Raw genomic sequence first — 10,276 nt, forward strand, 5'->3', positions numbered from 1 at the left:
AAAATAGTCAACTTTTCAAAAACACCTTCCCTTTTCTTAGCTAAGACAGCTTATTTATTTCATTATAGCTAATACTCTACAAATATTTGCGAAAGCATTGTTATGCTATCATTTTTCTTAATGGAATCGTTGCGTTTGTTTCGTTTATTGGGTGTAAGTAACTTTCCACCGCAAACGTGCGAATACTACGTTCATCTGTATCAAAAGCAAGTGTATCCAAGAAATTAAACCAACCCAAATAGTGTTGCAAATATTTTGTTGCAACACCCTTGAATCGCATTATCCATTGTTTTAAGCGTTGGTGATAGTTATTTACGTTTTGGATATGAAATGCCTTTTGCTCGTTCTGCACCTGTTTTAAAACGATAGTGCGTAAACCCTTTATCACTCGCATAAGTTTTGAATGCCCGCCAAGCATCTGTTCATAACACTGTTGAAGGGTTTAATTTATCACCAATCACTTTATCTAATTGCTTTTTCGTAATACGACCACAACCAAGCAACCCAACAAAAATATTTTTCGTTCGGCCACGTGCCACTAATACACAAACTTGTTCGTGACGGCTTTTAGATTTCATACTCAATTGATCGCCTACAATGTGTACTAAGATCAAAGAGTAAAGAAATTCCCCAAAAAGCAAAGTTGGAAGGAGCTGTATTTTAATGAAATGGAAGAATTTGTATGCCGTTTGGACAAGTTACCCCAATTTAAACCATGAAATGCGTTTATTGCTTGAAGAAATGAAGGATGATGAAATAGTAATTGAAGACGCCTTTTATAAAAATTTGGAATTCGGAACCGGTGGTATGCGAGGGGAAATTGGTCCAGGTACTAATAGGATGAACATTTATACCGTGCGAAAAGCGACTGTAGGACTTGCTGAGTATATTCAATTGTTTGGAAACGAGGCAAAATCCGGAGGAGTCGTAATTGCTTACGATTCAAGACATAAGTCTCCCGAATTTGCATTGGAAGCAGCCAGGACTTTGGCAACAAAGGGAATTAAAGCTTATTTATTTGATGAATTGCGGCCTACCCCACAGCTCTCTTTTTCCGTACGTAAGCTGGGTGCATTTGCCGGTATCGTCATTACAGCAAGCCATAATCCGCCTGAATATAATGGGTATAAAGTGTACGGATCAGACGGGGCACAGCTACCTCCTGAAGCGGCGGATCAAGTCATTAATTTCGTGAACGCGATTGAAAGTGAGCTTTCCATTGTAGTTGAGGAAGAAGAAATCCTAAAGGACAAAGGACTCATTCAAATCATCGGGGAGGAGCTGGATATTGCTTATAATGAGCATTTGCTCACTATTCCGGAAAATCCAAAGTTAGCAGATGAAATCGATGTAAAGCTCGTTTTTACACCGCTTCATGGTACAGCGAATAAATCAGTAAAACGTGCTTTGCATGATCTAGGATATCGAAATGTCCATATTGTTAAAGAACAGGAAATGCCCGATGCTAACTTTCCTACTGTTAAAGTGCCTAATCCAGAGGAGCATGCTGCTTTTGAATTGGCCATTGCGCTTGGAAACCGCGTCGACGCTGATTTATTGATTGCCACCGATCCGGATGCGGATAGAATCGGAATTAGCGTAAAAAATAATGCTGGAGATTATGTCGTATTAACAGGCAACCAAACAGGCGCTCTCTTTTTGGATTATTTAATTTCACAAAAACAAAAGAAAGGGACTCTTCCTGAAAATGGAGTCGTATTAAAGACCATCGTGACTTCAGAAATAGGAAGGGCGATTTCTGAACAAAATGGTTTAAAAGCCGTAGATGTTTTAACTGGATTTAAATTCATTGCTGAAAAAATCAATGAATACCACACAAGTGGGGAACACTCTTTCCTGTTTGGCTATGAAGAAAGCTATGGATATCTAATCAAAGATTTTGCTCGAGATAAGGATGCCATACAGGCTACTATTCTGGCAGTGGAAGTTTGTGCCTATTATAAAAAGCAAGGCAAAACGATGTACGAAGGTTTACTGGATGTTTTCGATAGATATGGATATTACCTGGAAGATTTGCAATCGTTGACTTTAAAAGGAATTGAAGGTGCCAGACAAATTGAAGCGATTCTCAATGAATTCCGTGAAAATCCACCAGATCAAATCTGTGGTCTTCAAGTAGTGGTTCAAGAGGATTATCTCAGCAGGAAAAAATACATGTTTGCATCAAATAGGGAAGAGGCCATCAAGCTCCCAAAATCGAACGTATTAAAATATTTTCTTGAAGATGGCACATGGGTATGTTTACGACCTTCCGGAACAGAACCTAAAATTAAATTTTATTTCGGTGTTAAAGGAAGCTCGATGAAGGAAGCGAAAGGGAAATTATCCACCGTTATGAAAGACTTTATGAGAAGTTTCAATAAAATGCTTTAAAGAAGGACTCCCATTCAGAGGATCTTCTTAAAAAACTAGGGTCAGCATTCATTATGTAGAGAAATGCGGACCCTTTTTTGTTTATCATGTAATGCCAGTTATTTTTGACTTTGACATATGTTAAATCACTGACCACTATTTTTTCCCTTCTTCTTGTAGAAATTCCCGATTTAATTCGTTAGCCTGGCCTGATTCGTTGCATGAGGTCTTTTGCGGTTTAGACTGAGCAACTATAAAAGAGAAAAATAAGCCCCTGTTCTTTCATGATACGGCCAATTCGCCTTCTGGAGACCGTAATGCCTTTTCTTTTATTCAACCTTAATCTTACGTGTTCCGTACGCCTTACGGTTTTTATCAAAAATTTCTAAAATGGCATTTGCTTCCTAGTATTAGGTGCTACGTGAAAGCTCCAGGACGCCACACATTGCTGATACCGAGTATTTATCTTTGTTCCGTTTTTGGTAGTGTTCAATGATCTGTTGTTTAAATTCAGTAGTGAACGTACGGCGTTTTCGCTTGGTCATTTTGAGTACACCCTTATCGTAGTGAGTTAAGTGTATCTGTCCTTAAAACTTCTGTCCAGATAAGTGTGGACGATTCATTTAGTTGAATAAATGTATGTGCAAATTTAGATGCTTTTAAAACATTTTATTAAGATAAAGAACAGGTTTGTTAATAAAACTCAATTTAGAGGTATCTTTTTAGTAATTTCGAATATAAAAATATAGGTTAATCAAATAAATAAGAGGTGAGGAAAGAAGGAGATTTTTCATGTCAAATCCTATGCAACCTGATTGAAATGATGTTGTACGACCATCTACCAAATTATTTGAAGGGAAAGATGGCTTGTGATTACAAGTCTGATTGGATTTATACTTGCAACGGGCACGTTATTTTTATTTATTTTCGCGGCCCCATTATTTTGAAGGCGATTTGAAGGATGCTTTCTCCTTAATGCGGCAATCGGCATTTTTCTTCTTTCAATAGCAGCGATTTTACCTTTTCTGGGCTTCGTGCAAAAATACCCAGATTTGCGACCAACACATTTTCCATATTTTGCAAAAAACGTCTATATTACTAGTATCCCGCGATAAATAGGTAAGTACTTGTTGCGGGTATTACTCTATAAACCTCCGATCGATCGGTGACCATCGTTTTCATGTATTCATTTATTTACTCATGGCCGGACCGTCGTCAAGGGAGACGTCCCGTTCGCACGAGGTAGGCTTACAAAGGAGGCGACCGTAGTGAATACGCTCTGGTCCATTCGAACCGAAATTCGGGATTTCCTTGAGGCCATCTATCGAACTTGCCAATCATGGATTGCGAAATATCCGTTTATTAAAACGGCGTATGCGATTTTTTCCTGGCTGTCTTTGCTTGCGTTTGTGTTGAGCTTGTTTTTCGTTAAAGAATCGCGTACCATGATGATTCAATATTTGTGGTCGTTTTATGTGCTGCTGCAATTTTGGTTTCTGTGCCGAAGCAAAACGATGCCGTGGAAGCAAGTTGTTCTGTTCGTTCTGTTAGGTGTTTTCCTTGTCGTACCGTTCACGACGCTTACGGTCAATGCTCTCCATGCGTTTTTCGGCGGAAAAACTTCCGACACTTGGTCCATTGCCGTTATCACGCCAATTTTCGAAGAATTGTGGAAGCTCCTTCCTCTAGGTATATTTCTGTTTTTCTCACGTCGAGCTTCCGCCTTGAGTTTAAGCGATTTCACGCTCATCGGGGCGGCAACCGGTGTCGGCTTCCAACTGATGGAGGAGCTTTCCCGAAGGTGGCTAAGTTCCGGCATTCTTGAGAAAAAGTTTGGCTATAGCTTTACAATGCTGGGCGGCGAAACGATCCATTGGGATATATTCTCACTGTTTCCCGGGCGTTTCGAAGAAAGTCTGTTCCCGACGCTAATGACCGTCGGTCATCCCGTACATACAGCCATGATCACACTTGCGTGCGGAATTGCTTATCGGCTTCGAACAAGACTGACGAAATGGGTTTTTCTGTTCCCGGCAATCCTTTTGCTGTGGTCCATCTTGGATCACGCGGCTTATAACGGCCAACACAAGCTGCCGGGTTGGGTGTTCCGGCTTCATGAGTGGACCGGCAGCGGTTATAAAACTCAGCCGGCCTTCCTGCTGATGCTGGCCGCATCGCTCATTGCCGATTACTGGTCACTGAACAAAATACGGAACTGCCTTCCGTTGCTGCCGAACGAGCCGCTTCTTAATCCGTTTACCGAGCTGTGGAATATGATCCGCTCTTTTTGTCTGGACCGGGGGAAATTCATATATTGGCTAGGCTTTTACCGGGAGCGCAGGGAGCTTGGATATCATTTACTTTATGGAAATGAAGAAGCCGCCGGTAGACAGGAGCCTGTCCAGGCTCGGGTAAAGGCTCTTTACCAGGCGCTAACCGGACTCGCGATGATTCTGCTTGTGGCCGGTCTGTTCGCAGGCATCGGGGCTCATGCGGGCGGTGGGGAAACGGCATGTTTCGCCTGCATGTTCGATTCGCTGCAAAATTGGTGGGATGGGTTGGATTGGTATGAACAAGGGGTGATAGTGCTTGGTGCCCTTGCCTTGTCATTGCTGTTCGTCGGATTCTGGCCGGCTTTTGGCATCGCGATGACGGGGGCGGGAATCGCCGGGAGCGGACATGAGACTGCCGGTTATATCCGCGATCCGAAGAAGTTGCTGACTCCCGAAAATGCGTTTTCCGTCGCGCTCGGCATTGTACTAAGCCGAATCCCGTTCGGCAGTGCACTAAGATGGGTTGGGAAGAAAGGGCACCGCTATGTGCGCAAGCTTTTGGATAAGCTTGGGTCCCAGAAGCCGGATGTCGACGTTCCGATTAAACCGAAACCTCCGAAAAGTGACGGCGAAAGCCCTGGCAAGCATACGGACGATCCCAAGAAGCCGGATGACGATACGCCGAATAAGGATAAAGCTGATGAGGGAACGGAGTATACTGGTGGTAGAAATCAAAAGGAATTGGATGATTTAGCAGGTGATCCTTCACATGGAGGTAAAATTAGAGATCAGGGTGTGAAAGAAAGAGAGATAGGCTTGGAATTGGAGAAACAGGGCAAACTAGGTAGAATAATTCGAGATCCTCAGGCTGATGGTGGAGCAGAATTTATTGACACAACTAATGGTGTAAAATGGGATGTTAAAAGCTTTCAATCTTATCCAAATGGGCATACATCACCGAAAAAGGGAGCCTTTACAGTAAATAATGGAATGAAAGGGATCAATAAGGAACTTGATAAAAACTACAATGTAATAGTGGATACGAGAAAACTAATTCCTGAACATATTGATCAGTTAAAAGAGGCAATAAAAGAAGCAGAAATAGCTGATAGAATTATTTGGTATCCATAGTTTAGGAGGGTATGAAGGGCATGACAATATTAAATGTTGAGGAAATTATTGTTCAACTTGAATCACACCGCCTTTGGATAGAGACCATTGGTAAGAAAGGTGAAAAACTCGGCTTAGATGAAATAGACTTCCGAAATTTAGATTTATCAAAATATCCGTTAGATCAAGCATACCTTACAGCTTGTCTTTTTGATGGTATGAACTTAAATCTTAAAGATATGTCTTCATCTTTATTATGTTCATCAACTTTTAAATTCGCTAATTTAGAAGGTTCAGATTTTTGTAAGTCTAACGTTTCATATGCAGATTTTACAAATGCAAATATTAAAGCCTCAAGATTTGCTGATAGTGAATGCATTGAGACAGTTTTTGTTAAAGCTGATTTATCAAACGCAAATTTAGTAGGTGGTCTTTTTGATGAGGCAGATTTTCGTGAAGCGTCATTACTGAATGCTGATGTAAGATTATCTACGTTTGAAGGGGTATTACTAAAGGGGGCTAAGTTAGGGGGGATTCGAGGACTAGAGGAGGCTTTCATTAAAAGTGTTAATATAGGTACTCCAGAACACCCTATAATTCTTAAAGGAGAAGAAGGTAGACAGTGGCTCAATAATGAAATCAAAGAATAACTTTTAGGCGTTATTGATCGAGACAATACCGTTAAATCAAAACAGTAGCTTTCAGTGCGGTCTTCGGAGTTGAATAACAGTTGGCTATTAGTGTAATGATCCTTGATCCACAAAACGATTTTGAAAAACCCTTCTTTCTTTCAGTTGCTACGGAATCCTTTTTCAAAGAATTTTGGATACTGCCATCCTAGGTAGATCTTTTTTCGTCAGGTTTTGATGAAGAGCAAGATTTACCAAGTATTCTTGCCGAACTTGCTCAATTATGAGTGGGCGCATCGACACCTAGAGGAACAGCATGCCAAATTATTTGAAAGAGTAGAAGGGCCTAAGGAAAAATACCCCATGCATGTAAAGACGTAGTTGTATTTATAGGAAAGCTGTGATATCACAAACTTATGTTGCCCCAACGCGTTTCGGCGCGAGGGTGTGGTCGTTTATATCGGGTTATGCAATACCATAATCGCTCATAAAAGTTACGCCAACAATACACTGCACCATATTTCCAATATAGAGGTTTTCATAATAATTACTTCATTGCTCAATGAGATTAATATGCAGTGAAGGGTGGAGGGCTATTTATGAAAAGTACAGTTGTAGGAACGATTGCTGTACTATTTGCCGTTTCCTTGCTGGTTGGTTGCAATGATGCAAAAAAAACGGAAACCGCAGAGTTGAAACTAGAGGGGGACTGGAAACTTGTCGCCGGTTCCCAATCGACAGCTTGCTTTTCCGGGATGAAATTTTTTGAAAATCCTACTACCGATAGGGAACCTTTATCCGTTCATGAAACAACGGGAAATTTTACCCAAATATGGTTCGGGGAATACGAGAAAGAAGGAAACGATATTCGGGTTATATTGCACGAGCCCAAAGCGGAGCCATTCATTATGGTCGTCAACCGCAGAGGAAACGAATTGAAGCTTCAATACGAATGGAAATCGGCAAATTTAGTCTGCTCGTATCAGCCTGATTAACATGTATATTCTCAGAAGCCGTGGTTATCAAATGAACTTTGGCTTGGTAGATAATAATTTGATTATATAAGAAGATTATTAATCGGAGGCGAGTTGATGATTCGAAGGTCTATCTTAATATTGGTAACGTTAGCCTTATTCCTTGCTGGTTGTAGTAATGAACCGGAAAAGAATATTTCAAACATTCAGGACCCATCAGATTCAGATCAAAGTAAACATCAGACTTCCTTAACAGATGAACAAATATTAATGAAACCTCCAGGACGTTATGCTGGTTCTAACTATGATGAACAGAAGGTTCAGGAAGCTCTGGATCAATTATCAAGTGATTTGACAGCTGATCAATATAAGGAAGAACTCCTCCTCCTATTAGCTGAAGATTATCGACCTTATGTGACCACTTTCAATAATTTTGAAACAGAAGTTAAAGTGAATAATGAGCGACCTAATGGTAAAATCACATTACCCACAAGTAAGAAGTTACACATTTCGATCCTACTTGATGCCAGTGGCAGCATGAAAGCGCAGATCAATGGCAAATCAAAAATGGACTCTGCCAAAGAAGCTATTCAAATCTTCTTAGATAAATTACCAAAAAATGCAGAGGTATCTTTGCGGGTTTATGGACATAAAGGAACAGGAAGTCATAAAGATAAAAAAGTATCCTGTAACAGTACAGAAGAAATCTTTCATGGTCAAGGTGAGCAGACAAATCAAATAAAAACGGTACTTCAAGATATAAAACCAGCCGGATGGACGCCAATTGCTAATGCTCTGAAATCTGTAAAACAAGATATTAATCCGGAGACAACCGATTCGGTCGTATATGTAGTTAGTGATGGAATTGAAACATGTGGAGGTAATCCAGTGCAGATTGCCAAAGAACTCAACCAATCCAAAGTGAAAACAGTTGTAAATATTATTGGCTTTAATGTGGATAACGAAGGACAGAAATTGCTTCGACAAGTTGCTACATCTGGTGGTGGAGAGTTCACTTCTGTAGATAATGACGAATCACTAAAGAATTATCTCAATAATGCGTATGCCAAATTACAAGGCGAGTGGACGATGTGGAAAGAAAAAGGAGAAGGACAGGCAAATACACAAAAAGAACAGAAGCAGGGAGCTATTAATAATACAGAAACAGATATGCAAATTCTAGTGAACAAAGAATATTATAATCTGCTAGCAGCCCTTAAGTATCTAGAAATTAAATATGGAAATGCTATCCCTCACGGTGAGGTCTGGAAACAGATTACTGATCGTAAGAATTTCGCATGGGATTATGCTCGTAATACCGGGAGGCGTTTGTATGACGAAGTCACTAATAGTGGAAATCAGGTTTATGACGATATCAAGGATGAAGGGGATAAGAATATCGATGATCTGACGAATAAGAAAAAATAATTAACGGCTGCGGCGGAATGACACGATCATGGAGGATCAATGTTGGATTGTTAACACTAAATCAATCAACCTTTTTTAAGGGGTAACTGGATTTGAGTCAATATTTTGGACACTAAAAAGTTAAATCTTAAGCTGTATTCCTAATTCAAGAACTTGGATATCCGGATTGCCAAACAAACATTTCACTGGAGGGAGCTTACTTTGAAATGCCTTAAAGCATTTAATAGCAGAAGAGGTAAGACGAAGTTTTGAAAGGTCCATGGGCAAGTCTTAATTAGGCTATTGGTCATTTATTTGATTTCACCTTGTGGCCATATTTTATCAGGAAAATCCCTTATGAACTAATAGGTGTATTAGTTCATTAAGGAACTCGATGAGAAAAAAAGATGTCTATTTTCTGTTTTTTCTCGAACTTCATTCTTCATCCATTAATACAGATATAAAGGTTTGAAGGAGACAGTTATGTGGGAGCAGGAAGTGAATTACATCTATCATTTTTAAACCATCTGACATTTGGAGACTATTTTTTCCTTCTCATCCATTGTGTTGCAACCCATTTTTCTCCAGTAATAACTGGAGCTCCACCATGTAAAGTCAGGTCGTTAAGGTTTTGATCGTTATAGAAATATTCAAAATACACTGCCATTCCTTTTTGAGGTGATACTGAAAAATTCAGTTTAGGAAAAAAAGTTTCTCCTCCATGCTCTACATCATTTAGGTACATGACGATTGTGCTGATTCTATTGTTTTTTGTTGCTTTACTTGCAGATGTAAAAAAATCAAAATGAGCTTTATACTCTTGACCTGGAATATATTTAAGAATTTGAATACCATCCCCATGTTCAATGGGTATATTCATGATAGACGATATTCTTTTTTCAATTTTGGAAATGATGTCATTTTCATTTTCTTGAAAAAACATACTACTACTAGTTCTTATCTCATTTACCTCGGGTGTAACTCCAATTTTAGAACGATGCATTTTGTCTTTTGACAGTCTAATAAGTTCATCACATTCTTCGTCACTCAATACATTTCCTAAAACCACCAGAAGAGGTTCTTCTAATTTAGCAATTATATTAATTTCTCTATCTTCCATTTTGATTTTATTTCCAATATGATTAAAAATAGTTTGTTCTTTACTTATTGAATTTTTATTGTCCACTGTCAACTTTCATCGTCTCCTCAAGAGAATGAATTTTCTGATTTTTAATTTCATTTCTGTAAGCGGTTTTCTATGATAATTATATCATGGGATAACCATGTCTTGCTTCGTCAATGGACATTTTGTTTGTGATGATCCCCCTTTGAGCGAACTCACCATACGTTGTTTTTTATTTTAGAGAAAGATATTGACTTCCTATTAGCTGGTTTAGTTGATTAAGGAAGGCAAAAATGATCGATGTTTTTTTATAAGGCTGTTTTCACATACTTTGTTGCTATTTACCAGGTAGTGAGTTGTGGTTGATTTCCCCTCCAGATGCTCGCT

At 39.4% G+C, this 10,276-nt stretch carries 6 protein-coding genes and 2 pseudogenes; 5 read left to right on the forward strand and 3 right to left on the reverse strand.

The annotated features are described in order from the left end of the window. Positions 1-100 precede the first annotated feature (100 nt). Positions 101-560, reverse strand: a pseudogene (locus SB775_RS22385) (IS1595 family transposase); the annotation flags it as partial. A gap of 103 nt (positions 561-663) precedes the next feature. Between SB775_RS22385 and SB775_RS22390 the strand changes: the two are divergent. Next, the gene (locus SB775_RS22390) at positions 664-2,394 is read left to right on the forward strand and encodes a phospho-sugar mutase (RefSeq protein WP_410863395.1); all 1,731 of its coding nucleotides are present in this window, start codon (positions 664-666) and stop codon (positions 2,392-2,394) included. Positions 2,395-2,479: 85 nt separating this feature from the next. On the opposite strand, the pseudogene SB775_RS22395 reads toward SB775_RS22390, so the two are convergent. After that, positions 2,480-2,852, reverse strand: a pseudogene (locus SB775_RS22395) (IS3 family transposase); the annotation flags it as partial. A 789-nt stretch (positions 2,853-3,641) separates the two neighbouring features. On the opposite strand from SB775_RS22395, the gene SB775_RS22400 reads away from it, so the two are divergent. The 4 genes from SB775_RS22400 (at position 3,642) to SB775_RS22415 (ending at position 8,787) form a co-directional block, all read left to right on the forward strand. Next, positions 3,642-5,777 carry a PrsW family glutamic-type intramembrane protease gene (locus SB775_RS22400; protein WP_410863396.1) on the forward strand — a complete coding sequence of 712 codons (2,136 nt, stop codon included), beginning with the start codon at positions 3,642-3,644 and terminating at the stop codon, positions 5,775-5,777. A 20-nt stretch (positions 5,778-5,797) separates the two neighbouring features. Further along, positions 5,798-6,406 (forward strand): pentapeptide repeat-containing protein, encoded by a 609-nt coding sequence (locus SB775_RS22405; RefSeq protein ID WP_410863398.1) that lies wholly within the window; start codon positions 5,798-5,800, stop codon positions 6,404-6,406. 578 nt (positions 6,407-6,984) lie between these two features. Next, complete coding sequence (locus SB775_RS22410; RefSeq protein WP_089364865.1) at positions 6,985-7,380, forward strand: hypothetical protein; 396 nt, start codon at positions 6,985-6,987, stop codon at positions 7,378-7,380. Positions 7,381-7,476: 96 nt separating this feature from the next. Beyond that, positions 7,477-8,787, forward strand: coding sequence for a vWA domain-containing protein (locus tag SB775_RS22415; protein ID WP_410863400.1), 1,311 nt, complete (start codon positions 7,477-7,479; stop codon positions 8,785-8,787). 520 nt (positions 8,788-9,307) lie between these two features. Here SB775_RS22415 and SB775_RS22420 read toward each other — a convergent pair. Beyond that, entirely contained in the window at positions 9,308-9,886 is a 579-nt protein-coding gene (locus SB775_RS22420; protein WP_375166292.1) for a 2OG-Fe(II) oxygenase, read from the reverse strand. Positions 9,887-10,276: the final 390 nt, after the last annotated feature.

Source organism: Peribacillus sp. SIMBA_075, assembly GCF_046534585.1.